This is a genomic window from Phyllobacterium sp. 0TCS1.6A, assembly GCF_026420825.1.
In the GTDB taxonomy this organism is placed as follows: Bacteria; Pseudomonadota; Alphaproteobacteria; order Rhizobiales; family Rhizobiaceae; genus Phyllobacterium.
Genome location: NZ_JAPMAB010000006.1, coordinates 23,265 through 48,739, shown reverse-complemented (window position 1 = coordinate 48,739; position 25,475 = coordinate 23,265). Strand labels below are relative to the sequence as shown.

General features: G+C 62.5%; 21 protein-coding genes, 1 tRNA gene and 1 pseudogene. 8 read left to right on the top strand and 15 right to left on the bottom strand.

The annotated features are described in order from the left end of the window. Window positions 1–10: 10 nt before the first annotated feature. Complete coding sequence (locus OSJ75_RS13935) at window positions 11–1,663, bottom strand: FAD-binding dehydrogenase (protein ID WP_267228496.1); 1,653 nt, start codon at window positions 1,661–1,663, stop codon at window positions 11–13. Between the two features lie 408 nt (window positions 1,664–2,071). Here OSJ75_RS13935 and OSJ75_RS13930 point away from each other — a divergent pair. Beyond that, a tRNA-Thr gene (locus OSJ75_RS13930) sits at window positions 2,072–2,147 on the top strand. A gap of 51 nt (window positions 2,148–2,198) precedes the next feature. Here the strand turns inward: OSJ75_RS13930 and OSJ75_RS13925 are convergent. Further along, on the bottom strand, window positions 2,199–3,098 hold the full coding sequence (locus OSJ75_RS13925) for a LysR family transcriptional regulator (protein WP_267228495.1): 900 nt from the start codon (window positions 3,096–3,098) through the stop codon (window positions 2,199–2,201). Between the two features lie 99 nt (window positions 3,099–3,197). Between OSJ75_RS13925 and OSJ75_RS13920 the strand changes: the two genes are divergently transcribed. Further along, the gene (locus OSJ75_RS13920; RefSeq protein WP_267228494.1) at window positions 3,198–4,202 is read left to right on the top strand and encodes a zinc-dependent alcohol dehydrogenase family protein; all 1,005 of its coding nucleotides are present in this window, start codon (window positions 3,198–3,200) and stop codon (window positions 4,200–4,202) included. A gap of 1,150 nt (window positions 4,203–5,352) precedes the next feature. On the opposite strand, the gene OSJ75_RS13915 is transcribed toward OSJ75_RS13920, so the two are convergent. Next, window positions 5,353–5,808 (bottom strand): DUF5680 domain-containing protein, encoded by a 456-nt coding sequence (locus tag OSJ75_RS13915; protein ID WP_267228493.1) that lies wholly within the window; start codon window positions 5,806–5,808, stop codon window positions 5,353–5,355. A gap of 210 nt (window positions 5,809–6,018) precedes the next feature. Here OSJ75_RS13915 and OSJ75_RS13910 point away from each other — a divergent pair, with 210 nt between their 5' ends. The 3 genes and pseudogenes from OSJ75_RS13910 to OSJ75_RS13900 all read left to right on the top strand — a co-directional run bounded on the left by OSJ75_RS13910 (window position 6,019) and on the right by OSJ75_RS13900 (window position 8,920). After that, window positions 6,019–6,792, top strand: coding sequence for an NAD kinase (locus OSJ75_RS13910; protein WP_250017876.1), 774 nt, complete (start codon window positions 6,019–6,021; stop codon window positions 6,790–6,792). A 186-nt stretch (window positions 6,793–6,978) separates the two neighbouring features. Beyond that, a pseudogene (locus OSJ75_RS13905) lies at window positions 6,979–8,161 on the top strand (DEAD/DEAH box helicase); the annotation flags it as partial. 330 nt (window positions 8,162–8,491) lie between these two features. After that, window positions 8,492–8,920, top strand: a complete 429-nt coding sequence (locus tag OSJ75_RS13900; RefSeq protein ID WP_267228492.1) for an NUDIX domain-containing protein — start codon at window positions 8,492–8,494, stop codon at window positions 8,918–8,920. Here OSJ75_RS13900 and OSJ75_RS13895 read toward each other — a convergent pair. Further along, window positions 8,890–9,207, bottom strand: coding sequence for a TfoX/Sxy family protein (locus tag OSJ75_RS13895; protein ID WP_267228491.1), 318 nt, complete (start codon window positions 9,205–9,207; stop codon window positions 8,890–8,892). The genes OSJ75_RS13900 and OSJ75_RS13895 overlap by 31 nt on opposite strands. Before the next feature lie 13 nt (window positions 9,208–9,220). Further along, window positions 9,221–9,595 carry a Fe-S cluster assembly scaffold SufA gene (sufA, locus tag OSJ75_RS13890; RefSeq protein ID WP_250017895.1) on the bottom strand — a complete coding sequence of 125 codons (375 nt, stop codon included), beginning with the start codon at window positions 9,593–9,595 and terminating at the stop codon, window positions 9,221–9,223. A 118-nt stretch (window positions 9,596–9,713) separates the two neighbouring features. On the opposite strand from sufA, the gene OSJ75_RS13885 reads away from it, so the two are divergent. Beyond that, on the top strand, window positions 9,714–10,436 hold the full coding sequence (locus OSJ75_RS13885; protein ID WP_267228490.1) for a hypothetical protein: 723 nt from the start codon (window positions 9,714–9,716) through the stop codon (window positions 10,434–10,436). Between the two features lie 38 nt (window positions 10,437–10,474). Here OSJ75_RS13885 and OSJ75_RS13880 read toward each other — a convergent pair whose 3' ends face one another. The 8 genes from OSJ75_RS13880 to OSJ75_RS13845 form a co-directional block, all read right to left on the bottom strand. Continuing rightward, window positions 10,475–10,735 (bottom strand): hypothetical protein, encoded by a 261-nt coding sequence (locus OSJ75_RS13880; RefSeq protein ID WP_250017899.1) that lies wholly within the window; start codon window positions 10,733–10,735, stop codon window positions 10,475–10,477. Window positions 10,736–11,172: 437 nt separating this feature from the next. Next, on the bottom strand, window positions 11,173–11,367 hold the full coding sequence (locus OSJ75_RS13875; protein WP_250017901.1) for a hypothetical protein: 195 nt from the start codon (window positions 11,365–11,367) through the stop codon (window positions 11,173–11,175). A 384-nt stretch (window positions 11,368–11,751) separates the two neighbouring features. Further along, entirely contained in the window at window positions 11,752–12,204 is a 453-nt protein-coding gene (locus OSJ75_RS13870) for an SUF system Fe-S cluster assembly protein (RefSeq protein ID WP_323748432.1), read from the bottom strand. A 5-nt stretch (window positions 12,205–12,209) separates the two neighbouring features. Next, window positions 12,210–13,451 (bottom strand): cysteine desulfurase, encoded by a 1,242-nt coding sequence (locus OSJ75_RS13865; RefSeq protein ID WP_250017903.1) that lies wholly within the window; start codon window positions 13,449–13,451, stop codon window positions 12,210–12,212. A 37-nt stretch (window positions 13,452–13,488) separates the two neighbouring features. Further along, window positions 13,489–14,760, bottom strand: coding sequence for a Fe-S cluster assembly protein SufD (gene sufD, locus OSJ75_RS13860; protein ID WP_267228489.1), 1,272 nt, complete (start codon window positions 14,758–14,760; stop codon window positions 13,489–13,491). Window positions 14,761–14,770: 10 nt separating this feature from the next. Beyond that, window positions 14,771–15,526, bottom strand: a complete 756-nt coding sequence (gene sufC, locus OSJ75_RS13855; protein ID WP_250017908.1) for a Fe-S cluster assembly ATPase SufC — start codon at window positions 15,524–15,526, stop codon at window positions 14,771–14,773. A 157-nt stretch (window positions 15,527–15,683) separates the two neighbouring features. Continuing rightward, entirely contained in the window at window positions 15,684–17,213 is a 1,530-nt protein-coding gene (gene sufB, locus OSJ75_RS13850; protein ID WP_250017911.1) for a Fe-S cluster assembly protein SufB, read from the bottom strand. A gap of 166 nt (window positions 17,214–17,379) precedes the next feature. After that, complete coding sequence (locus OSJ75_RS13845; RefSeq protein ID WP_267228488.1) at window positions 17,380–18,555, bottom strand: cysteine desulfurase family protein; 1,176 nt, start codon at window positions 18,553–18,555, stop codon at window positions 17,380–17,382. A 196-nt stretch (window positions 18,556–18,751) separates the two neighbouring features. On the opposite strand from OSJ75_RS13845, the gene OSJ75_RS13840 reads away from it, so the two are divergent. Beyond that, window positions 18,752–19,426 carry an alpha/beta hydrolase gene (locus OSJ75_RS13840; protein ID WP_250017915.1) on the top strand — a complete coding sequence of 225 codons (675 nt, stop codon included), beginning with the start codon at window positions 18,752–18,754 and terminating at the stop codon, window positions 19,424–19,426. 125 nt (window positions 19,427–19,551) lie between these two features. Here the strand turns inward: OSJ75_RS13840 and OSJ75_RS13835 are convergent, their stop codons facing one another. Beyond that, window positions 19,552–20,646: an anhydro-N-acetylmuramic acid kinase gene (locus tag OSJ75_RS13835; protein ID WP_416362566.1), complete on the bottom strand. Its 1,095-nt coding sequence runs from the start codon at window positions 20,644–20,646 to the stop codon at window positions 19,552–19,554. A gap of 117 nt (window positions 20,647–20,763) precedes the next feature. Between OSJ75_RS13835 and tyrS the strand changes: the two genes are divergently transcribed. Further along, window positions 20,764–22,017, top strand: coding sequence for a tyrosine--tRNA ligase (gene tyrS / locus OSJ75_RS13830; protein WP_267228486.1), 1,254 nt, complete (start codon window positions 20,764–20,766; stop codon window positions 22,015–22,017). A gap of 33 nt (window positions 22,018–22,050) precedes the next feature. On the opposite strand, the gene OSJ75_RS13825 is transcribed toward tyrS, so the two are convergent. Beyond that, a complete protein-coding gene (locus OSJ75_RS13825; RefSeq protein WP_267228485.1) occupies window positions 22,051–25,458 on the bottom strand; it encodes a DUF3971 domain-containing protein in 3,408 nt (1,135 codons plus the stop codon). Window positions 25,459–25,475 lie beyond the last annotated feature (17 nt).

Below are 25,475 nucleotides of genomic sequence, written 5' to 3'. Positions count from 1 at the left end.
CCCGGTCGGCCTAGGTTTCCTTCGCTGCCGCGCGCCCGGCCATGCGCCCGGAAAAGATACATCCCCCGAGGAAGGTGCCTTCGAGGGAATTGTAGCCATGCATGCCGCCGCCGCCAAATCCCGCCGCTTCACCCGCCGCATAGACGCCGGCCAGCGGTTCTCCATCCGCGCGAAGGGCGCGCGCGCTCAGGTCGGTCTTGATGCCGCCGAGGGATTTGCGCGTCAGTATGTTGAGGCGCACCGCGATCAGCGGCCCGTGCTTCGGGTCGAGGATCCTGTGCGGCGGAACGACACGCACCAGCCGGTCGCCGATATAGTTGCGGGCGCCGCGAATCGCGGTGATCTGCGCGTCCTTGCTGTATGGATTGTCGACCTCGCGGTCGCGCGCCACGATCTGGGCGGCAAGATGCGCCTCGTCGATGAGATTGTCGCCGGTCAGGCCGTTCATGCGGCGCACCAGGTCGCCGAGATCCTTCTCGACGATGAAATCCTCGCCATGGTCGAGGAAAGCCTGCACCGGCCCGGGCATGCCGCCCAGCGCCCGTTTCGCCACCTGGCGCCAGCTGCCGCTGGTGAAATCCGGGTTCTGCTCGGAGCCTGAAAGCGTGAATTCCTTGCGGGCGATATGGGCGTTCAGCACGAACCAGGAATAGTCATGGCCGGTCTGCGTCACCCGGTGCAGCGTTGCCAGCGTATCGAAGCCCGGCAGGCAGGGCGGCGGCAGGCGATTGCCCAGCGCGTCGAACCATAGCGAGCTTGGCCCCGGCAGGATGCGAATGGCGTGACTGGACCAGATTGGATTCCAGTTGTGGATGCCCTCGACATAGTGCCACATGCGATCGCCATTGATGAGATGGGCGCCCGCCTGCCCGGCGATGCCGAGCATCAGCCCGTCCACATGGTCCGGCACGCCGCTGATCAGCCGTTTCGGCGCCGGCCCGAGCCTCTCCGGCCAGTTCTTTCGCACGAGTGCATGATTGCCGCCAATGCCGCCGCTGCAGACGATGATCGCCGGCGCGCGCAGCGAAAAATCGCCGACCACCTTGCGCGAACTCGCAGCGCTGCGCTCGACATCGCTCGGTTCCAGCACGTCGCCGGCAACCTCGTCGATCCTGCCGGCAGACGATGCCAGCGCCGTAACCCTGTGCCTGAAGCGAAAGCTCAGCAGGCCGCTACGCTCGGCTTCGCGGGCGCGCCGGACGAAAGGCTCGACCACACCGGGCCCCGTCCCCCAAGTGATGTGGAAACGCGGCACGGAATTGCCGTGGCCCGAAGCCAGCGCCCCGCCGCGCTCGGCCCAGCCGACGATCGGGAACCAGCGCATGCCGAGGCCGCGCAGCCAGGAACGCTTTTCGCCGGCGGCAAAATCGACATAGGCCTCGGCCCAGCGGCGCGGCCATTCATCCTCCGCCCGGTCGAAGCGCGCCGAGCCCATCCAGTCCTGCATGGCAAGTTCGCGCGAGTCGCGGATGCGCAGCCTGCGCTGCTCCGGTGAATCGACGAAGAACAGCCCGCCGAAAGACCGCCACGCCTGCCCGCCAAGCGTCTGCTCCGGCTCCTGGTCGAGAATGATGACCCGCTTCCCCGCCGCGGTGAGCTCCATCGCCGCAACGAGCCCGGCAAGCCCGGCGCCGATTATGATGGCATCCGCATCCTGGGCCATTCGAACCTCCCCCACCGCCAAATTACCTTTACGTCAACGTTGTCACCGAATTGCCGTTTCGGCAAGCGCAATGACGATGACGGCGGGCGGCCGTGGCGGTTGCGTGGAGTTTGCATGGCTGGCCCCTCACCTGCGGGCGATCCATCCAAACGATATTCATGCAACGCTGGTGAAGATTGCGGCAACGTTGCTGCGTGCTTCGACAAGCGCAGCATGAGGGAGGTGGGGGTGATTGCAGGGCTGTGGCTTCTGCACGCTTTCAACCCCTCAACACCGGCCAAGGCATGAAACCTGCCGCTCCGGCACGGGCCCGATCCCCGGCACTATCCTGATGCCGCGCATATTTTTTCACCCCGCCCGGCATTTTTGATTTCACAGGCATTTGCTTTATGCTATGCGGACGCCGCTGCCCTTATAGCTCAGTTGGTAGAGCATCTGATTTGTAATCAGAGGGTCGGGAGTTCGAGTCTCTCTGGGGGCACCATTTTCAGCTTCTGTCCGTGGAAATCATCAACCACCTGCCCGGCGCCGCCGCTCAGCCCATATATTTCGGCAGGCCCGCGACCAGGGCGTCGATGGCGAGGCGCAGCTTCAGCGGCATGTGCGGCGTGCGCAGCCACAGCGCGTAATTCTCGAACACATATTCCGGCACGTCCGGCAGGAGGCGCACGAGCCTTCCCGCCCCAAGCTCCTGCCTGACCAGCCAGGACGGCAGCCAGGCCATGCCCATCCCGGCAATCGCCGCATCCATCACCGCCTCCAGATCGTCGAGCCGCATGCGGCATGGCGGCGACACCTCGAAGGGCGGCTGGTCCTTTTGCGGAAAGAGCCATGGATGAACCCAGCCCGGCCGGGCATAGAGAACGGCCCCGTTGCGGGCGAGATCGTCGCGATCGCGCGGCGCGCCATGGGTTTCGACATAGGCGGGCGAAGCGCAGACGACCATGCGGTGGCTGCCGAGGCGGCGGGCAATGAGGCCGGCCCTGTCCGTCAGCGTGCCGGTGCGCACGGCAAGATCGAACCCGCCCTCGGCGAGGTCGAGCACAGTGTCGGCAAAGGACAGGTCGAGTTCCAGATCCGCATGTTGCTGCGCCAGCGCCGTGAGCACGGGCGCGACGCATTTGCGCCCCAGCAAGGCCGGCATGGTGACCCGCAAGCGCCCGCGCGGCCTGGAAAGCTGCTCCGCCACCAGTGCATCCGCCGCCTCCGCCTCGGCGAGGACGATACGGCAACGTTCATAATAGGCACGGCCGAAATCCGTCAGGCTCTGGCGCCGCGTCGTGCGGTTGATCAGCCGCACGCCAAGGCGATCCTCAAGAAAGCGGATATGCTTGCCGACCATCGGCGCCGAAATGCCGAACGCCTCGGCCGCAGCGGCGAAAGACCCGGTTTCGGCCGATTTTACGAAGACTGCCATGCTCCCGAGCCGATCCATTCGATACTCCTGGTTCATACTGTAGTGAATGGAACTGCATTTATCATGATCCGGCCCCATGCCAAAGCTGATTAGGTTCAACTGGTTTGGAGTGGTCGCATGGCACGGGTGGTTCGTTTTCATGAATATGGTGGGCCGGAAGTCCTGCGCTTCGAGACTATGGCGGTCGCGGAGCCCGGTCCGGGCGAAATCCGCATCGCGGTACGGGCGCTCGGCCTCAATCGCGCCGAGGCTCTGATGCGCGCCGGCACCTATATCGAAAAGCCCGCCCTGCCATCGGGCCTGGGGCTGGAGGCATCCGGCGTCGTGCAGTCCATCGGGCCGGACGTGGCGGGTTTCGCGCCGGGCGACGCGGTCAGCATCATCCCGCCAATATCGATGGCGCGCTGGCCGGCCTATGGCGAAATCGTCACCTTCCCGGCCAGCCATGTGGTCAAGCATCCCGCCTCGCTTGGCTGGGAAGCGGCGGCCGCCTTGTGGATGTCGTTCCTCACCGCCTATGGCGCGCTTGTCGATATTGGCGGGCTGCGGCGCGGCGAATTCGTCGTCGTCACCGCCGCTTCCAGCAGCGTCGGGCTCGCGGCGATCCAGATCGCCAACATGATCGGCGCGATCCCCATTGCCACCACGCGCAGCTTTGCCAAGGCGCCCGCATTGCGCGCGGCAGGCGCGCCGCATGTCATCGCCTCCGGGGAGGAAGACCTTGCCGCGCGGCTGGAAGAAATCGCCGGGGCGAATGGCGTGCGGCTGGTGTTCGATGCGGTAGGCGGGCCGGATTTCGAGCCGCTCACGGCGGCGATGGCAAAGGGCGGCATGCTGATCGAATATGGCGGACTGAGCCCGCAGCCGACGCCTTTTCCGCTGTTCGACGTCCTTCGCAAATGCCTGAGCCTGCGCGGCTATCTCGTGCATGAAATCATCGCGGACCCGCAGCGGCTGCGCGCCGCCACCACCTTCATTCTGGATGGCCTGGCTGCCGGCAGGCTCGCTCCGGTCATTGCACGCACCTTCCCGTTCGACGAGATCGTGGAAGCGCACCGCTATCTCGAATCGAATGAACAGTTCGGCAAGGTGGTGGTGACGATTCCGCCCGGCAGCGATTGATGCTGAGCCAACCTTCCTCATGCTGAGCGGCTGGGGTGGATGGCGGGGGATAGATCTGCAAGGTTTCAGATCCTGGCTCCCTGCTTTTCTGCAATCAGTCCTCGACCTCCCTCAGCACGAGGGAGCTCGGGGCTTGGCCGCACTTATCCAACTTTTTTGGATTAACCGGCAGTTTGGGGATGAATTTTGGGCCTCAAAAGAATCTTTTGCGGGAAGAACTCCCTGCAAGCTGCTGATTTTCCTTGCGGTGAGCGCGAAACGACCCGCCAAAATGCGGTGGGATGAATGGAAACTTATCCCACCACTTTGAAACCGGTGTATTTTGTACAAATCCTTTCCAGTGGGGAGCAGCTTCCGGAGCTGTTTCGACAAGCTGGGAGAGGATGGCGTTGCTGGGATATCGGAAGTGACAACCCCGATTGACCGGCAAACTGCAAAAGGAAACGGAGGTAGCGCTCATGTTTCCGGGTTGTTGCGTCTGACAAGCGTGACAATGGCAGGCAAAGACGTCGCGGGCGGTCTTCGGACCTCGACCCTGATACCATACTGACGCGCTGAAGACCGCCCGTCTCCCCCCATTTCAATGACCAGACGCGATTTTCGCGGGCGTGGTGCGGGTTTTCTGTATTTAATCCCTGCATCACACCAAGTGCCTCATGCTGAGCCCCCACTCCCTCATGCTGAGCCCCACCTCCCTCATGCTGAGCCCGTCGAAGCACGCACTATTTCGATGCAGCACTAAAGGGACTGCATCACCGTTGCAGCGCCCTTCGACAAGCTCAGGATGAGGGAGAGTAGAGTTTTGCAGGGTTCTAGTTCTGCAAGCTTTCAGACCCAAGCTCCCAACCTTCCCGCCATCTAATTAATCCCCTCATGCTGAGCCTGTCGAAGCACGCACGATGCTTTTGCAGCGCTCCAAAGAAGGACTGCATCACCGTTGCTGCGCCCTTCGACAGGCTCAGGATGAGGGAGAGTAGAGTTTTGCAGGGTTCTAGTTCTACAAGGTTTCAGACCCAAGCTCCCAACCTTCCCGCCATCAAATTAATCCCCTCGTGCTGAGCCAACCTCCCTCATGCTGAGCCTGGTGAGCCTGCCGAACCACGAAGCACGCACGATGCTTTTGCATCAATAAGGGGGTTTTGCAGCCGTGCTACGGTTTGACGAGGCCTCCGTGATAGTCCAGCCGATAGACCTCCCTGTCCCCGACGTAAATGCGCTCGATGCCGACGAACTGCCCGATAGTCTCGTCGCTGTCGTCGACGTAGCGGTACTGTCCGACGACATATTCAAACGCACCGAGGAACCTGCCGAGCCGGTACAGGGCCGACAGCGACTCCTTGATGATCGCACCGGCGACAGTCGCGTCGATCATTTCGGGATCGAGGATGCGACCGTAATAATTCATGGCCCATACCGGTTCGTCATCTTTCCACACGACCTCCTGTCCGAGAAAATCGGTACCGCCAAAATAGCTGTCCAGATAGCGCCAGGAACCACGGTCGTAACCGATATCATGTGCCGCTGGGCGACATGCCGGTGAAGGACTGCCGCCTCCGACATAAGTCGCCGATTTCGCTTCGAGAATAAACGCCTGCAGGCCATCCATGATAGACTCCCATGAGAACATATCGCGAACATTGCATGGTTCTGCACAGCTGCCAAGGGGCGGTCGTGCTTCGACAGGCTCGGCATGCGGGAGATCGCCTCCGCATGAGGGAAATTAGGCCCCGGGCGACCAGCGCCAAGCATGTTCTTTGCCAGATGCCGTGTGACATGCTAGCCCTTGTGCCGACACGTCGCAGCAAGCAGGCATTCCATGAACCGGAAAGTTCAATCTCTCGCTTTTTTATCTTCCGGCACGCCGGAATCCGACCTCGCAATGCAGGAACTGACGGCGATCTACGGCCAGGCCGAGGCGCGCGATGCCGATGTGATCGTGGCGCTGGGCGGCGATGGCTTCATGCTGCAGACGCTGCAGAACTACATGAACCAGGGCAAGATGATCTATGGCATGAACCGCGGTTCGGTCGGTTTCCTGATGAACGAATTCGACAGCGAGGGGCTGCGGGAGCGCGTCGAGGCGGCGCATTCCGAGACGATCCGCCCGCTGAAGATGACGACGGAATCGGTCGAGGACGGCAGCGTCACCGCCTTTGCGCTGAACGAAGTGTCGTTGCTGCGCCAGTCATACCAGGCGGCGAAGCTGCGGATCACGGTCGATGGCAAGGTCCGGCTGGAGGAGCTGATCTGCGACGGCGTCATGGTGGCGACGCCGGCCGGCTCCACCGCCTATAATCTCTCCGCCCAGGGGCCGATCCTGCCGCTCGACGCCAAGCTGCTGGCGCTTACGCCCGTCTCCGCATTCCGTCCGCGGCGCTGGCGCGGCGCGCTGCTGCCCAACCGCGTCACCGTGCGCTTCGATGTGCTCGAACCGGAAAAACGCCCGGTCAACGCCGTCGCCGACCATACGGAAGTAAAGTCGGTCCTGTCGGTCACGGTGCAAGAATCCTCGCAGCTGCGCGCAACTATTCTGTTTGACAAAAATCATTCGTGGAACGAGCGAATTCTCAAGGAGCAGTTCCTTTATTGACACGCTGCGAATAAAATCACGGATAAATGAAACGAACTCTTGAATGTGACTGGCCGAAAGAGTTGACTTTTGCTGGCATGCGCCGTAACGCCATGCGAAGCAACACTGCGCAATTCACGCTGCCGGAAGCTTTTTACGGATGACGGTTTGTGCGGCAATGACTGCAGATAGAAAGTTAAACCTCCATTGACCACCTTTGCTGATCTGGGCCTTTCGTCGAAAGTGCTCGATGCTGTAGAAGCAGCAGGATATACAATTCCAACGCCGATTCAGGCAGGCGCCATTCCGCACGCCCTGCAGCGCAAGGATGTTCTCGGCATCGCCCAGACCGGTACCGGCAAGACGGCGTCCTTCGTGCTGCCCATGCTGACCCTGCTCGAACAGGGCCGCGCCCGGGCCCGCATGCCGCGCACGCTCATTCTCGAGCCGACGCGCGAACTCGCGGCGCAGGTCGAGGAAAACTTCGTCAAATACGGCAAGAACCACCGCCTGAACGTCGCGCTGCTGATCGGCGGCGTTTCCTTCGACGACCAGTTGCGCAAGCTGGAGCGCGGCGCGGATGTGCTGATCGCGACGCCGGGCCGCCTGCTCGATCATTTCGAGCGCGGCAAGCTGCTCCTGAGCGCCGTCGACATTCTGGTCATCGACGAAGCCGACCGCATGCTCGACATGGGCTTCATTCCCGATATCGAGCGCATCTGCAAGCTGATCCCCTTCACGCGGCAGACTCTGTTCTTCTCCGCCACGATGCCGCCGGAAATCACCAAGCTCACCGAGCAGTTCCTGCATTCGCCGGTGCGGATCGAAGTCGCCAAGGCCTCGACCACCGCAACGACGGTGGAGCAATTCCTGGTGAAATCCAGCAAGAAGGATTGGGAAAAGCGGGCGGTGCTGCGTGATCTCATCCGCGCGGAAGACGAAGGCCTGAAGAACGCGATCATCTTCTGCAACCGGAAGAAGGACGTTTCCGAACTGTTCCGCTCGCTGGTCAAGCATGATTTCGACGCCGGCGCGCTGCATGGCGACATGGACCAGCGCGCGCGAACCACGATGCTGGCGAATTTCAAGGAAAACAAGCTCAAGCTGCTGGTCGCCTCCGACGTGGCGGCGCGCGGGCTCGACATTCCCGATGTCAGCCATGTCTTCAATTTCGACGTTCCGATCCATTCGGAGGATTACGTCCACCGCATCGGCCGCACCGGTCGCGCCGGCCGTTCCGGCAAGGCCTTCACGCTCGTCACCCCGACGGATGTGAAATATCTCGCCGCGATCGAGAAGATGATCGGCAACAACATTCCCTGGCTCGATGGCGACCTGAGCACCCTGCCGCCTCCCGCCGAAGGCGACGATGCGCCGAAGAAGACGCGCGGCAGGAAATCCGAGCCGAAGCGCCGGCCGCGCAATGAAGGCCGCGAGCGCGAGCGCCCGCAATCGGAGATCGACATTCTGGCCGCGGCCGAAGAAGCGCGCGAGACCCAGGCCGAACAGCGCCAGCCCGTCGCCGAAGCGCCGGCGCCGCGCGCGGAAAAGCCGAACCGGAACGCGATCAAGGCCGAGAACGAGACACGGCGCGCCCGGCCGTCCGGCAGCGATGGACGCCGCGAACATCGGCGCGACCGCGACGATCTCGGACCGGCGCCTGTCGGGTTCGGCGACGAGATTCCCGCTTTCATGCTGATCGACACCAAGATCTGAACCGATGGACCGCCCCGGCCTTGGCTGCGGCCTCGTCTTTCTGAAGGATGACCGGATCCTGCTGCTGCAGCGCCTGAAAAGCCCCGAAGCGGGCAGCTGGGGCATTCCCGGCGGCAAGGTGGATTTCCTCGAACGGGCGGAAAACGCGGTGCGCCGCGAAGCGCTGGAAGAAACCGGTCTTCTTGCCGGCCCTGTCGAGCTACTCGGCCTGAGCGAACAGCTTTTTCATGAAGAACAGCAGCATTGGGTCGGGATATTGTATCTGGCCGCGAGTTTCAGTGGCCAAGAAAGCCTGATGGAACCGGAAAAACATGGCGGCATCGGCTGGTTTCCGCTTGGCAACCTGCCTCCGAAGGTGACCCTGCCGACGCTGCATGCGGTCGAACTGATCCGCAAGCGCGCCTATTTGCCCGCCCGCAAAGAGGCCTCGTAAGCGCGGCGCGCCCAATCGGTCATGATCTCCGGATCGTCGAATGCGTCCACCGGTATCGACCAATAGGGCATGTGGACCGAACGGCCCTTGCCTTCGTAATGCCATTGGCGGCACCCGGCCGCTTCGAATTCCGGCGCGGATAGCCTGTCTGCCTTGAGGAGGATTTCCTCGTCCACCTCGAGCGCTATGATCAGGCCCTGGTGATAGATACCCTTGCCGCCGAACATGCGCTTGATGACGACCGGCCCGAGGCCGGCGAAAAGATCGCGAATGGCGTCATTGTCCATGACGCTGCGCCGGTCAGGAACCGGCAGCAGCCAGCGCTTCGGGGCGAGCCGGCGTCAGTTCGACGGATTCGCCGCAGCCGCAGGCCGATGTCTGGTTGGGATTGTTGAAGACGAAGCCGGTGCGCAGCGTCGTCGCTTCGAAATCCATCGTCGTGCCGAGCAGATAGAGCACCGCTTCCGGCGCCACATAGACCCGGGCGCCATCGTGCTCGACGAGGTCGTCGCCTGCCCGCGCCTCGGTGACGAGGTCGATCGTATATTCCATACCGGCGCAGCCGCCCTTCTTGACGCCCACGCGGATACCGAGCGCGCCTTCGCGCGTGTCGGTGATTTCATGGACACGCCGGGCTGCGGCTTCTGTTAGGTTGATGACAGAAAATCGACCCATTTTTCTTTTCTCATGTTCGAGACCGGTAATTCGTACTTTCTATAAGTAGTGTTATGCGTCCGTCACCGCAAGAGTTCAGACTGTGCAAGAGCAAACAAACCAAAGGTCAGGGCAAACCATGAAACGCCGCCTTCCTGTTCTTTTGACCCCGCTTACCCTCGCGCTTACCTCCCCCTTGGGCTACCCCTTGGCGCTCCCTTTGGGGCTCGCGCTTGCCGTCCCCCTGGGCTTCGCCCGGCCGGCGATGGCACAGGAGCCCGGCGCCGCGCCGGCGAAGCCTGCCGAGAAGCCGGCAGCCGCCACACCGGCGCAGCAGCCCGACGCGAAGGCGCAGCAACCAGAAACGACGGCGCAGCAGCCTGACGCGAAGAGCGCAGCTCCGGCGGCCGAACCGAACGCCGCCGAACAGAAGCCGACGCAGACACCGGCGGATTATACCGACAATCGCAGCACGCCCGATGCGCTGGTGCGCTCCTATTACAATGCCATCAACCGCCAGGAATATGCCCGGGCCTATGGTTATTACGAACCGGAAAGCGTGCCCCAGCCCTTCCCGCAGTTCCAGGCCGGATATGAAAACACCGTTTCCGTCGAGGTCCTGCTTGGCAAGGCCGAAGGCGAAGGCGCGGCGGGTTCGGTCTACTGGAGCCTGCCCATCGCGATCAAATCGACCTTGAAAGATGGCAAGACCAGCATATTCAATGGCTGCTACCGGCTGAAACTCGCGAATCCCGCCATTCAGGGCGTGCCCTTCGTGCCGCTATCGCTGATCGGCGGCACGCTGGAGAAATCGGAACAGCCCTTCGAGCAGAGCGTCCCCGAGGGTTGCGAAGCGCCCTGACCGGGCCCAGCCAGCCCTGATCGCGCTTGATCGACTTCTCAGCCCTGGCCGATGCACCAGGCCAGCATTGCCAGGCAGCAGGCAATGAACACCCAGACGACGGTCTTTGCCCGCGCCGTGGCAAGTTCGGCAAAGCTTTCAGCGGCAATGTCTTCGGCGATTCCCGCCATGAACGACCGGCCATGTGCCTGCGCCTCGGCTGCGGCCGGAAATTCCGCCGAGCAATGGAGATACCACGCGGCGGAAAGGAGCGCGAGAACCGCGCAAGCCGCAGCGACGACCGCAATCAGGTCAGCCAATGAAAAAGCGTACGACAATGGAATGCTCCGTTAGTGGATGAAATCGGCAGATCAAAATTCAGCAGGTTAAAATTCAGCAGGTCAAAATCAGGCAGGTCAAAATTCGGCTAGGCAAAATTCGGCATGCCCGGCGCGGGAGTGCCACTTGGCCCGCGACGGTCTGGTTCCCCGACAGTCTGGTTCCCCGACAGTCTGGCCCCACGACAGTTTTAGTCCCGCGACAGTCTGGTTCCACAACAGTGCCAACCCGCGTCTTGGCGGGCTCACTTCCGTGGGACGCTCACTTTCTTGGCGGGCTCACTTTCTTGGGGCGCTCAGTTCCTTGGCGGGGCCCACTTCCTTGGCTGGTTCATTTGCCGCACCATGCTCGCCAGGCACCCCCGAGAGCTCCACGGTAGCACCAGTTTTCCCGACTTCGGTAGTTTCAGCCCGCCGGTCTAGAAATAGCAGATCGACATGCCGAGGATGGCGGCGGCGCAAAGCACCAGCGTCATCATCGATGTTGTCGCGCGGCGCTCGCGGCGGCTTTCGCAATGGGCGGCAATGCGGTTCAGGGAAATTCTCCCATCGGATGGGCCGGAAGCACGATGCTGAACGGGCCGTTCCGATGGGATCGCAAGTGATAAAATCATTTTAACACCATAGTCAGCGTTAGAAATTTACAGTTATATTCGCGGTAGAGAGGCAATAAATTTCGTAATTCTCGTTCCGGCAGACTTAAACTTGCCATCTGCCTGTCAAACCTGACATCTGCCTGTCAAACCTGACATCTGCCTGTTAAACTTGGCATCTGCTTGCCGGAACCTGCATCAGCAGCGTGGTTGTGTTATGCCGAAGTTCATTGCGATACACAATCCAGACTTTAGTAGCATACGTTCCGCCCGCCACGACCCCGTGGCGCCCCCTCCCCAAGTCCCAATGGAACCCGGCCCTGGCAACGGGCGGCAAGATACGAGTCCGGCCACCCTTTCGAGCAGCCGGACAAAATATTCATTCATGAGAAGGAATGTGGCGCGTCAGTACCAGCCGACGGCGACCTGCGCTTCTTCGGACATGCGGTCCGGCGTCCAGGGCGGATCGAACGTCATGGTGACGTCGACGAAGCTCACGCCTTCGACAGTGCCGACGGCATCCTGTACCCAGCCGGGCATTTCGCCGGCGACCGGGCAGCCCGGCGCGGTCAGCGTCATCTCGATCTTCACCGAGCGGTCGTCCTCGATGTCGATCTTGTAGACGAGGCCGAGTTCGTAGATGTCGGCGGGAATTTCGGGATCATAGACCGTCTTCAATGCGGCGATGATATCGTCGGTCATTCTCGCCAGCTCGTCGGCGGGAATAGCCGAAACGGGCCCATCTTCAACGGGCCCATCTTCAACAGACTTGCCTTCGACGGACTTGCCTTCGCCCTGCCCGGTGTCCGTGGCCATTGCGGCCTCCGGTGTTTCGAGAGTCTCTGCCTTGTCGGTCATCATTGTCACCCGAAGAATTTCCGCGCTTTTTCCAGCGCATCGGCGAGAGCGTCGATCTCGGCCCTCGTATTGTACATCGCCAGCGATGCCCGACATGTGGAGGTCACGCCGAACCGTTTCAAGAGCGGCTGGGCGCAATGGGTGCCGGCGCGGACGGCGACGCCGGCGCGGTCGATCACCATCGACACGTCATGGGCATGGATTCCCTGCAGTTCGAAGGAGATGATCGAGCCCTTGTCCCTGGCCTCGCCGAAGATACGCAGCGAATTGATCTCGCGCAGTCGGCGATGGGCATAATCGCGAAGATCTTCCTCATGCGCGAGGATCGCGGCCCGGCCGATACGCTCGACATATTCGATCGCGGCGCCAAGCCCGATCGCCTGCGCGATCGGCGGCGTACCCGCCTCGAAGCGGTGCGGAGGATGATTGTAGGTGACGATATCCTCCGTCACCTCCTCGATCATCTCGCCGCCGCCCTGGAACGGTCGCATGGCTTCGAGCATGTGCTTGCGGCCATAGAGGACTCCGATGCCGGACGGGCCGTAGAGCTTGTGCCCGGTGAAGATATACCAGTCGCAGCCGAGGTCCTGCACGTCGACCGGCAGGTGCACCGCGCCCTGGCTGCCATCGACGAGCACCGGAATGCCGCGGGCATGGGCGATGCGCACGATCTCCTTGATCGGCGTGACGGTGCCGAGCACGTTGGACATGTGGGTTATCGCCACGAGCTTGGTGCGCTCCGTCAGCCGCTGCTCGAATTCCTCGATGTGGAAGGCGCCATCCTCGTCCACCGGCACCCAGACGAGCCGGGCGCCCTGGCGCTCGCGGATGAAATGCCACGGCACGATGTTGGAATGGTGCTCCATGATCGAAAGGACGATCTCGTCGCCCTCGCCGATCTCGGGCATGCCATAGCCATAGGCGACGGTATTGATCGCCTCGGTGGCCGATTTCGTAAAGACGATCTCGTCGACGGATGCGGCGTTCAGATATTTCCGGACGATCCCGCGCGCCTTCTCATAGGCGTCGGTGGTCGCATTGGAAAGAAAGTGCAGGCCCCGGTGCACATTGGCATATTCATGGCCGTAGGTATTGGCGACGGCGTCTATGACGGCCTGCGGCTTCTGCGCCGAGGCGCCGCTGTCGAGATAGACGAGCGGCTTGCCGTGGACCTCGCGCGACAGGATCGGAAAATCCTGCCGCACCCGATCCACATCATAGGAACCCTGCATCAGTTTCGTGTCCATGATAACCGCACTTTCTGTGCCCGAAAGCCTCGTCCGTTCAGATGTGAGCGGCGAGCCACTTTTCGAGTATGGCTTCCAATGCCTCGACGAGCTGCTCGTCTTCGAGTTCCTCGATGATCTCGGCGACGAAAGCCTTGATCAGAAGGCCCCTCGCCTCGTTCTCGGGAATGCCGCGCGCCTTGAGATAGAACAGGTGGTTGGCGTCGATCTCCGTCACCGTCGCCCCATGGCCGCAGGCAACGTCGTCGGCGAAAATCTCGAGTTCGGGCTTGGCGTCGAATTCGCCATCGTCCGACAGCAGCAATGTGTTGCAGGCCATGCGGGCATCGGTCTTCTGGGCGATCCTGTTGACCTTGATCTGGCCCTGGAAAACGCCGCGGGCGCGGTCGGTGACGACGTTGCGCACGACCTGCACCGACGTGGTGTTCTCGACCAGATGGCCGAGCGTCATGGTCACGTCCGTATGGCTGTCGCCCGCGAGGAGATTGACGCCGCGCAGCTGGAAGTCCGAGCCTTCGCCCTTCACCAGCACGTGCACCTCCTGGCGGATGAGCTTGCCACCGGCATTGACCACATAGAGCGTCAGTTTCGCATTGGTGCCGAGCGTTGCGATGAACTGCGCCAGCTGCGCCGCATCCGGCCCGTGCTCGCGCAGGATGATCCAGGTGATATCGGCGTCGTCGGCAATGGCGACATTGCTGACGCTGGTGGAGAAACCCTCGCCCTCGCCGCCGGACTGGCGCTCGATGATCGTCGCCTTCACGCCCTTGCCGAACTGGACCGGAAAGCGCACATGGCCCTGCCCGCGCAGTTGCGTGTTCTGCAGCTCGACCGGCGCCGCAAGTTCCGTGCCTTCGGCGAAGACCAGGCTCCAGCCATCGGTCACATAGGCTGCATTGATCTGGCCTATGGCGTCGTCGCCGTCGCGAATGGCGAGATCGCGGATGAGCGAGCCATTGGCGAGCTGCTCCGAAACCTTGGCGAAGCTGACGCCTTCGACCTGCGGCGCGGTAAGCGCGACGCCATTGGAGACGGTCGCTACCGCCGAACCCGGGATCACCGCGTTGAGCGCGTTGCTTCCCGCCGCCGGATCGAAGCCGGGGATGGCGCGCAGCAGCGTGCGCAGGTCCGTATAGTGCCAGGCCTCGACGCGGCGCGAGGGCAGGCCCCGCTGCTTCAGCGCTTCAACGGCGTTGTCGCGGGCGCTGATGACCTCGCCGTCACCCGGCAATTCGCCCATGCGTTCGGCGAATGTGTCGACCAGAGCGGCTTCTGCCGCCGTAGGCTGACGTCCTGTATGAACATTCATCGAATTATCCTCAGGCTGCCTCGCCGATGATGTCGGCATAACCATTTTCTTCAAGGTGAAGCGCCAGGTTCTTGTCGCCGGACTTGATCACCTGGCCCTTGTAGAGAACATGGACCGTATCGGGCACGATGTAATCGAGCAGGCGCTGGTAATGGGTGATGACGATGACCGCGCGATCGGGCGATCGCAGCGCGTTGACGCCATCGGCGACGATCTTGAGCGCATCGATGTCGAGGCCGGAATCGGTCTCGTCGAGAACGCACAGCTTCGGCTCGAGCAGCTTCATCTGCAGGATCTCGGCGCGCTTCTTCTCACCGCCGGAGAAGCCGACATTCAGCGGCCGCTTCAGCATGTTGATGTCCATGTCGAGCGAGCCTGCCGCGGTCTTGACGCGCGCGATGAAGTCCGAAACCTTCAGCGGCTCCTCGCCGCGGGCCTTGCGCTGCGAATTCAGCGCCACCTTCAGGAATTCCATCGTGGCGACGCCGGGAATTTCCATCGGATACTGGAAGGCGAGAAAGATGCCCTTGGCGGCGCGCTCGGCAGGATCGAGCTCGAGGATGGATTCGCCATTGTAGAGAATGTCGCCTTCGGTGACCTCGTAGTCCTCGCGGCCGGCGAGAATATAGGAAAGGGTCGACTTGCCGGAACCGTTCGGCCCCATGATGGCGGCGACTTCGCCGGCATTGACGGTGAGATTGAGGCCGCGGATGATCTCCGTGTCCGTATCCGCGATCTTCGCGTGAAGGTTTCTGATTTCCAGCATGTTCTTACCCTTTGACGTCCCGGGATCGACCGCAGCGATCCGCATAATGTTTAAGTCGCGTCGATCGCAGGCTTGGCGATCGGAAATGATGATCTGCCCGGCGCGGCGGACAGGAAGCGGCGAAAGGGGATGAGCCCACGCCGCCCGTGGCCGGCCGCTATCCGACGCTTCCTTCCAGGCTGATGCCGATGAGCTTCTGCGCCTCGACGGCGAACTCCATCGGCAGTTCCTGGATGACTTCCTTGACGAAACCATTGACGATCAGCGCAATGGCCTCTTCCTCGGGAATGCCGCGCTGCATCACGTAGAACAGCGCATCCTCGGAGATTTTCGACGTCGTCGCCTCATGTTCGAACTGGGCGGTGGCGTTCTTCGCCTCGATGTAAGGCACCGTATGCGCGCCGCAATCATTGCCGATCAGCAGCGAATCGCACTGGGTGAAGTTGCGCGCATTCTCCGCCTTGCGGTGCGCCGAAACCTGGCCGCGATAGGTATTGTTCGACTTGCCGGCCGAAATACCCTTGGAGATGATGCGGCTGGAGGTGTTCTTGCCCAGATGCAGCATCTTGGTGCCGCTGTCGATCTGCTGATGGCCGTTGGAAACGGCAATCGAGTAGAACTCGCCGCGGGAATTGTCGCCGCGCAGGATCACCGACGGATATTTCCAGGTGATCGCCGAGCCGGTTTCCACCTGCGTCCACGAGATCTTCGAGTTCTTGCCCCGGCAGTCGCCGCGCTTGGTGACGAAATTGTAGATGCCGCCCTTGCCCTCGGCATCGCCGGGGAACCAGTTCTGCACGGTCGAATACTTGATCTCCGCATCGTCGAGCGCGATCAGCTCGACCACCGCCGCATGCAGCTGGTTCTCGTCGCGTTGCGGCGCCGTGCAGCCTTCGAGATAGGACACGTAGGCGCCCTCCTCGGCAATGATCAGCGTGCGCTCGAACTGGCCGGTGTCACGCTCATTGATGCGGAAATAGGTGGAAAGCTCCATCGGGCAACGCACGCCCTTCGGCACGTAGACGAAGGAACCATCGGTGAATACCGCCGAATTCAGCGTCGCGTAGAAATTGTCCGACACCGGAACGACCGATGCCAGGTATTTCTGCACGAGCTCGGGATATTCGCGGATCGCCTCGGATATCGAGCAGAATATGACGCCGGCCTTCGCCAGCTCCGCCTTGAAGGTGGTGACGACGGACACGCTGTCGAACACGGCATCCACGGCGACGCGTCCGGACTTGTAGACATTGTCGCTGGCTTCCTCGTCGCCATCGGACGGGCTCGGCTCGCCGGCCTTGCGCACGCCGGCCAGAATCTCCTGCTCCTTGAGCGGAATGCCGAGCTTTTCATAGGTGCGCAGCAGCTCCGGATCGACATCGGCAAGCGACGAGGGTCCCGTCTGGTTCTTCGGCCCGGCGAAATACACCATGTCCTGGAAGTCGATCTTCGGATAATCGACGCGCGCCCAGGTGGGCTCTTCCATGGTCAGCCAGCGCTCATAGGCCTTCAGCCGCCATTCCAGCATCCATTCCGGCTCGTTCTTCTTGGCCGAGATGAAGCGGATGATATCTTCATTGAGGCCCTTCGGCGCCTTATCCATCTCGATAAGGGTCTCAAAGCCATACTTGTATTGGTCCACGTCAAGCGTACGGACCCGGTCAATGGTTTCCTGCACTGCAGGCATTGGCGTTCTCCATCCTCGCGGGGTTCAAGGTCCCGCAGTTGCAAACGTCAAGGCAGTATGTCGTCTTGAATATTTGCCCATAATGTAGTGTGCAACTGCACATTTTAACACCGGTTGCACCGGATTTTTTACAAAGGCGACAGCCAATCGGCCGATCGCCCCGAATTCATGCGGCACTTGCGGCTGCCGCGGCCGAGCGATCGCGGCGCGAGACGATCTGCGCCAGCGCGTCGAGAAACAGTTTCATCTCCGCTTCCGGCGTGTCGGGCGCGGTCGATACCCGCAGCCCGCCCGTGCCCTTGCCGAAACCCATGGCGGCCAGTACATGGCTGGGGCCGACCTTGCCCGAAGAACAGGCCGAGCCAGCCGATAGCGCAATTCCGGCCAGATCGAAAGCGATTTGAACGGTTTCCGCCTTCAAATCGCGCAAGCCGAACATCGTCGTGTTCGGCAGTCTTTCCGCTGCCGCGCCAAAGACAATCGCATCGGGCGCAATTTCGCGGATCGCCAGTTCCAGATTGCGGTGCCTGTCGGCAGGCCAGCCGCCGGAAGCGAGCAGGTCGCGCGCGCTGCGCGCCGCCGCGCCAAAACCTGCGATCAACGGCAGGGCCTCGGTACCGGCGCGATGGCCCTTCTCCTGGCCTCCGCCGCGAACGAGCGCGTCGGGCATGACCAGATCGGAACCGGCAATGATGGCGCCGACGCCCTTGGGACCGCCGATCTTGTGCGAGGAAAGAATCAGGTAATCGCCGTAACCGTCTGAGATATCCAGAGGAATCCGCCCCGCTGCCTGCACGGCATCGACGATGAACAGGCCGCCGAACTCCTTGACGACGGCGCCGATGCGGCCGACGGGCTGCACCACGCCGGTTTCGTTGTTCGCCGCCTGCACCGCCACCAGCGGCAGGCCCGCACTGCGGTCATGGGCGCCGAGCAGCGCGCGCAATCGCTCGATATCGACGATGCCATCCCGATCGACCGGGACGGTTTCGATCTGGTCGGCCGGAAACTGGCCGCCGGCAAGAATGCAGGGATGCTCGCTGGCCGAGACATAGAGCCTTGAAAGGCGCAAGGGCGCCCTGCCCATGGTGAAATGCGGCGTCAGCAGGGTTGAAGCAGCTTCGGTCGCACCCGATGTAAAGACCACATGATCGGCTTTCGCATTGACCAGCGCGGCGACGTCGCGCCGGGCCGCTTCGAGAATAGCCTTGGCGGCGCGGCCTTCCTGATGAACCGAGGATGGATTGCCGACCTGCTGCAACGCGTCGATCACAGCCTGCCGCGCCGCCGGAAGCAGCGGTGCGCTGGCATTGTAGTCGAGATAGGCGCGGTTGAGGCCCATGCGATTCTGCTCTCTTGCACTCTGTGGGGTCTTGAAGCGCAATTTCCTTGAAATTGAGCTTCAGACCAGCCTATTAAGCCAATTCGATATGGTTTCCACCAGTTTTGAACGGTTCTAAACTGGTTTTATGAGTGCAACCGACCGCCGTCAACCCCGACTGGCGTCGATGCGCTCGGTGGTGATGACTGGAGTATACATGCCTGAAGTAATTTTCAATGGACCAGCTGGCCGTCTCGAGGGTCGATATCAGCCCTCGATGGAGAAAAATGCTCCCATAGCAATCATCCTGCACCCTCATCCACAGTTCGGCGGGACGATGAACAACAAGATCGTCTACGACCTGTTCTACATGTTCCAGCAGCGCGGCTTTACCACGCTGCGATTCAACTTCCGCGGCATCGGACGCAGCCAGGGCGAATTCGACCATGGTTCGGGCGAACTTTCCGACGCTGCGGGCGCGCTGGACTGGGTGCAGTCCCTGCATCCGGATTCGAAGACCTGCTGGGTGGCCGGCTATTCGTTCGGCGCCTGGATCGGCATGCAGCTCTTGATGCGCCGTCCGGAGATCGAGGGCTTCATCTCCGTTGCGCCGCAGCCCAACACCTATGATTTCTCGTTCCTCGCGCCCTGCCCGTCCTCCGGCCTCATTCTGCATGGCGACCAGGACAAGGTCGCGCCGCCCAAGGACGTGCAGGGGCTGGTGGACAAGCTGAAGACGCAGAAGGGCATCACGATCACGCAGAAGACGATGGTCGGCGCCAATCACTTCTTCACCGGCATGGTGGATGAAGCCGTCGCCGAATGCGCGGATTATCTCGACCGCCGCCTGAATGGCGAACTCGTCGAGGCAAAGCCGAAACGGCTCCGCTAGACTCTCCGGAACACGGTTCCATTATGCGGAACTCGGTGCCACTCCTCCGGGGGTGGCATTTTTTTGGCGTGGCTCCCCTCGATCAAGGGGCTGGCCCCGCAATCGTGCCCGCCCGATAGCCGCGCTCAGCGGATGAGCACGCCGCCCGAGACCGGGGCGGAGCAGCCGGTGGTGCTTGGCCAGGTCAATGGCAGGCCCGCCAGCGAGCGCACCGCCAGATAGGCCCAGGCCTCGGCTTCCATCGAATCGCCGTTGAAGCCGAGTTCCTCGGCGGCGGCGACCTGCATCCCCATGGCGCCGGCGCTGGCGGTCAGATCGGCCATGATGACGGCATTCTTCCGCCCGCCGCCGCAGATGATCCACAGCGAGGGCTGTTCCGGCGCGTGGCTCGCGCCCTTGAGAATCGCATCGGCGGTGATGCGCGCCAGCGTCCGCGCGCCGTCGGCAAGCGGCACCTCGCCGAGGTCGTCGAGGGTGAAATCGGCGCGATCCAGCGATTTCGGCGGTTTCAGCTCGAAAAACGGCTTGGCAAGATAATGCGCGACGATGGACGCCACCACATGGCCGCTGCCGGCAATCGTGCCGCCCGCATCATAGGCCATGCCGGCCCTGGCGGCGACCCACTGGTCGATGAGGCCATTGCCCGGCCCGGTATCGAAGGCGATCGGCGCAGCTGACGGCGCGACGATGGTAATATTGGAAATGCCGCCAATATTGACGAAAACAACGGGCTGCCCCCTGGAAAGCTCTGCCGGTACCCGTGCGGCAAGCGCCTGGTGATAGGCCGGCACCAGCGGCGCGCCCTGGCCGCCATGGGCCATGTCGTTGGCCCGCATGTCATAGACCACCGGAATGCCGGCCAGCTGGCGCAGCAGCGCCCCATCGCCGATCTGCACCGTCAGCGCCTGTGCCGGGCGGTGCAGCATGGTCTGGCCATGAAACCCAATGACATCAATGGCTTCTCTCGAAATGCCGTTAGCGGAGATGAACTCCGCCAGCGCCTCGCCATGGCGCCGCGTCAGGTCGGTCTCCAGCGCGGCGAGCGAACCCGGCCGCTCGTCGCGGGCGGTGATCTGCGCCGCCTCGGCGAGACCGGCTTCGATCCTCTTGCGGAACGCCTCGTCATAGGCAAAGAAGCCGCTCGGGCCCGCCTGCACATGGGCTTCGCCGTCGGTTTCGACCAGCGCAATGTCGATCCCGTCCATCGATGTGCCGCTCATGAGGCCGATCGCCCGCCGTATCGCTGCCAAAACGCTGCCCTTTCTTGTGATTCAACGGAGAATGATGTTAAACGGCTCCGTCTGTTTCGGACCATCGATAAAATCAGGAAAATCTTAATGTCTGCCTTCAAATCCGAATTCCTGCACACGCTTTCGACGCGCGGCTTCATCCATCAGACCTCCGACGATACGGGTCTGGATGCGCTCTTCGCCAGGGAGACGGTGTCGGGCTATATCGGCTTTGACCCGACGGCATCGAGCCTGCATGCCGGTGGTCTCATCCAGATCATGATGCTCTACTGGATGCAGCAGACCGGCCACAGGCCGGTCGCGCTGATGGGCGGCGGCACGGGCATGGTGGGCGATCCGTCCTTCAAGGACGAGGCGCGCAAGCTGATGACGCCCGAGACCATCCAGAGCAATATCGACGGCATCAAGCAGGTATTCGCCAAATACCTCACCTTCGGCGACGGGCCGAAGGATGCGCTGATGGTCAACAATGCCGAGTGGCTGATGCCGCTCAACTACCTGGAATTCCTGCGCGACGTCGGCCAGCATTTCTCCGTCAACCGCATGCTTTCCTTCGACTCCGTCAAGCAGAGGCTCGATCGGGAGCAGTCGCTCTCCTTCCTCGAATTCAACTACATGATCCTGCAGGCCTATGATTTCGTCGAGCTGAGCAAGCGCTACGGGCTGCGCCTGCAGATGGGCGGATCCGACCAGTGGGGCAATATCGTCAACGGTATCGACCTCGGGCACCGCCTCGGCACGCCGCAGCTCTACGCCCTCACCTCGCCGCTCCTCACGACATCCTCGGGCGCGAAAATGGGCAAGTCCATGAATGGCGCGGTCTGGCTCAATGCCGACCTGCTCAGCCCCTATGATTTCTGGCAGTACTGGCGCAATACGGAAGACGCCGATGTCGAGCGCTTCCTGAAACTGTACACGACATTGCCGCTGGACGAGATTGCACGCCTCGCAGGGCTGGGCGGAGCCGAAATCAACGATGCGAAGAAGGTGCTCGCCACCGAAGTGACGGCGCTGCTGCATGGCCGCGACGCGGCGACAGAGGCCGCGGAGACGGCGCGCAAGACTTTCGAGGAAGGCGCGCTGGCGACCACGCTTCCGACCGTGGAAATAGCCTCTGCCGAACTTGGCGAGGGCGTCGGCATCCTGGCGCTCATGGTCCGGGCCGGCCTTGCCGGTTCGAATGGCGAGGCCCGGCGGCACGTCCAGGGCGGTGCCGTGCGCATCAACGATGCGGCGATCTCCGACGAGAAGGCGCGGATCGGCACGGCTGAAGTCACGCAGGACGGGGTCATCAAGCTTTCGCTCGGCAAGAAGCGGCACATATTGCTCCGTCCGGTCTGATGCGGACCGGTGGGGAGGCCGTCGTGCCAGCCCCTACTGGAACTCGAATATCGAGCGGAAGATGCCTGGGGCGATGGCGGAGATCGGGTTGACGATGATCTGCGGCTGCTTGATCGGCCCGACCAGCTTGTAGGTGATGCCGATCAGGCCGCGGTCGCGGCCATTGCCGAGGAACAGCCCCAATACGGGCAGGTCGCCGAACAGGCGGTTCAGCCCGTAGGCGGGCATGAAGGTGCCGGTCAGCGACATGTTGCCGTTCGGATCGCTGAGCACGCCCTGGAACGTCGTTCCGATCGTGGAGCCGCGAATGACGCCATTGGCGAGGTTGATGTAATTGCTGCCTTTTTCGATCTGCGAGAAGCCGCGCTCGAACGTGACGGTCGACACGTCGATATTGCGCTTCACCGCATCGTTCAGGCTGGTGCCGTTCGGCGACGACGAAACGAGCTTGGCCAGGCGCGGCTCGTTGACGAGGGTGAAGTTGCGGGCGTCGATCTGGCCGCGCAGCGGCCCATCGCCCTTGGAATCGAGCGCGACGCTGATGTTGCCACCCTGCATCTTGTCATAATAGCCGAAGAAGCGCAGCACCGCGCCGGCATCCTTCGATTGCAGGCTGATCGACCGCGCGCCGCTTTCGGAACTGTCGACCGCGGCGATCTTGTTGCCGGATTTGCTGGTGGCGTTGAAGGCGAGGCCGGAAACATTCGAGCCGACGCCCTCATAGGATAGCGAGACGTTGCTGAAATCCTCCGAATAGAAGCCGGTCACGCTGCCGATATCGGCATTGACCAGGATGCGCTGCTTGCCGCCATCGCCCTCGCCGCGCCGCCTCGCATCGGTGATCTGGTTGAGCAGCGGGCGGGCGTCGAACGAATCGCCCTTCACATCCACCCGGTAGCCATATGGCGTGCGCGCCACCTTGACCGCGATCTTGTCGCCGCGATTGAGACGGACGGTGTTGAAATCGGCCGAGCTCATCTCGCCGTCGACGACCTTGATATCGCCCTGCAGGCGGAACGTCTCGCCGTTGATGTCGAGATTGTCGATCCGGACATTGTCGTCGTTCTGCACCAGCGAGAACTTGGCCAGTGCCTTCACGCCGGCGCCCTTGGTCCAGCCGATCTGGGCGATCTTGATTTCCGCCTTGGTCAGATCGGCCGTGGCGACGCGGCCGCCATCGCCATTGCGCTCGATATCGACGGAAATCGGGCCGGAAAGCAGCGGATCGAGCGCCGGAAACAGTTCGTTGCGCGTCTTGTCGTCGAGCTTGAGCGTCACTTTCTGCTCGCGCTTGCCGTCATTGTCGCCAAGCGGCTCCAGGAGGCTGACGCTGGCCGGAATACCGTTCAGCTTCGCATCCGCCTCGACCTTCGCCGCGGATTGCGTAACGGAGACGGAGCCATCGGCATCCGTGATGAGCTGGCCGTCGATCTTCCTGGCGATGGAAACATTGGAAAGCTCCATCTCCGCCGACCATTTGACGCTGCCGTCCGGCGCATTGCGCGAAACGGGAAAGGTCACGAGGACATTGGTCTTCACATTGCCCTTGATGTCCGCCGCGCCGAAAGGCAGGCTCTTCAGCCCGTTGATCGGCTTGTAGCCGATGATTTCGGCCACCGCCGACGCATCGCCTTCGAGATCGAGGTCGAGCTCCGACAGCACCGGCCGCTGCGGGCCCCAGGGAATGACCAGCGTGCCGCCGACGACGCGCGCCCGGCGCTTGCCGGGGGTGATCGCGACGCCCTTCTGCAGCTTGATCGTGGTGTGGGCGCCCCGGACGCTGATCGTGCCGTTGGCCTCGCTGATCGGCGGCAGGTCGCCGACCGTGTGGAAACGCGAATTCTCCACTGTGAAATCCACCTGGACTTCATCGGCGGTCAAGGGCGGCGGCCGGCCCGGGCCATCGAAATGGCCGGCGGCAAACAGCACCTCGATGCGGCTCTGGCGGGCGCGGCCCTCGAACATGCGGTCGATGACCCATCGGCGCGCGCCGGTCGCCACCCAGACGGGCCAGAGCTGCTTGACCTGCGCCACCGGCATTTCCGGTATCTGCAGCGAAAGCGATAGCTCGGGCGAACCATCCCCGAAAACGGCGCCGGCCCGGCCGAGCAGCGCGCTCTTGTCGTCCGGCCGCACCGCGATATTGGCGACGTCCAGCGTCTTCGTGCCGACATCGTAGCGGCCGGAAACCTCGGCATCGAAGGGCAAGGGCGGCTCCGGCGAATCAGCCGGGGCGGAGGTGGCGCGCCTGGTGGCAAGCTCGAAACGATAGCCGGGCGCACCTTGCGCTTCAGGAACGAGGCTGCCCTCGACGACGCCGTCAAAGGCGCCGAAATGCAGCCGGGAGGGCTTGATGGCGATCCGGTTGGACCCGTTCACGTGCTCGAAGATCACATTGGTGCCGACCCTGATGTCATCGACATTGCCGAGCGCGATCGGCCCTTCGGCCAGCGCGACCGAACCCCATATGCGCTGCGGTTCGCTGCCGGTGGCCGCCATGCCGTCCAGTTGCAGGTCCGCCGTATTGTCGAATGCCAGATAGGATGCGTCGGGCTTGAAGCCGTCGCGATCGGCGACCGGAGCCGTGCCGACCTCGCCCTTCAGCGGGATCTTGCCGATGAAAACCGAGAACGCCTCGATGGTTCCGCCGGCGGTCGCGCGCCTGACGCTGGCCGCCAGCTCGATCTGCCGGCCCTTCCATTCGACGCTGCCCTTGATCGAGACCGGCCCGCCGGTCTCCTGCAGGTCGAGCCTGACGATCTTCAGCGTCTCCGGGGCGCCGTTGACCGTGAAATTGAAGGCGGTGTCGCTGATCGAGATGTCGCTTGTTTCGCGCTGGTCGAGCAGGGAAACGGCGCTGGCAAGACTGTCGAAGATCGCCCGCGACGAACCGTCGAGATCGACCAGCCCGCGATCGTCGACGGGCACGAGCGTCATGAAATCGAACGGGCCCTGCGATGAGACGGCAATCGTCGCGCCCTCGATCTCCAGCCGTTCGACCCGCACGTCGCCGCGCAGCAGCGGCAGCGTCGCAAGACCGATGCGCACGGCCCGGACGTCCTGCACCTTGAGGCCGCGCTTCGCATCGTCGATATTCACGCCCCTCGCCTCGAGCGCGATATGATGGCGCTGGTCGAGCGATATCTGGGCGGACTGGATAGTGGCGTTCGCATCCGCACCGGCGACGGATTTGAGGGCATCTTCCGCCCGCTGCGTCAGCATCTTTCCGCCGATACCGACGCTGAGAAAGACAAAGGCCGCGCCGCACAGGAGAAGGATGAGCAGTGCCGAAGACAGGCATGCGCCGGTGAGCCGCCGCAGACGCGGACGGTGCCTGGGAGTATCGACGGGAGTCCCGGCTTGCTCGGTGGCAGACGGATAATGGTGGAGTTCAGTGAAATCGCGCTTTGTGAAGCGGATCTTTTCCGGTTTCTTTGTCAAATTCCCGAGCCAATTGA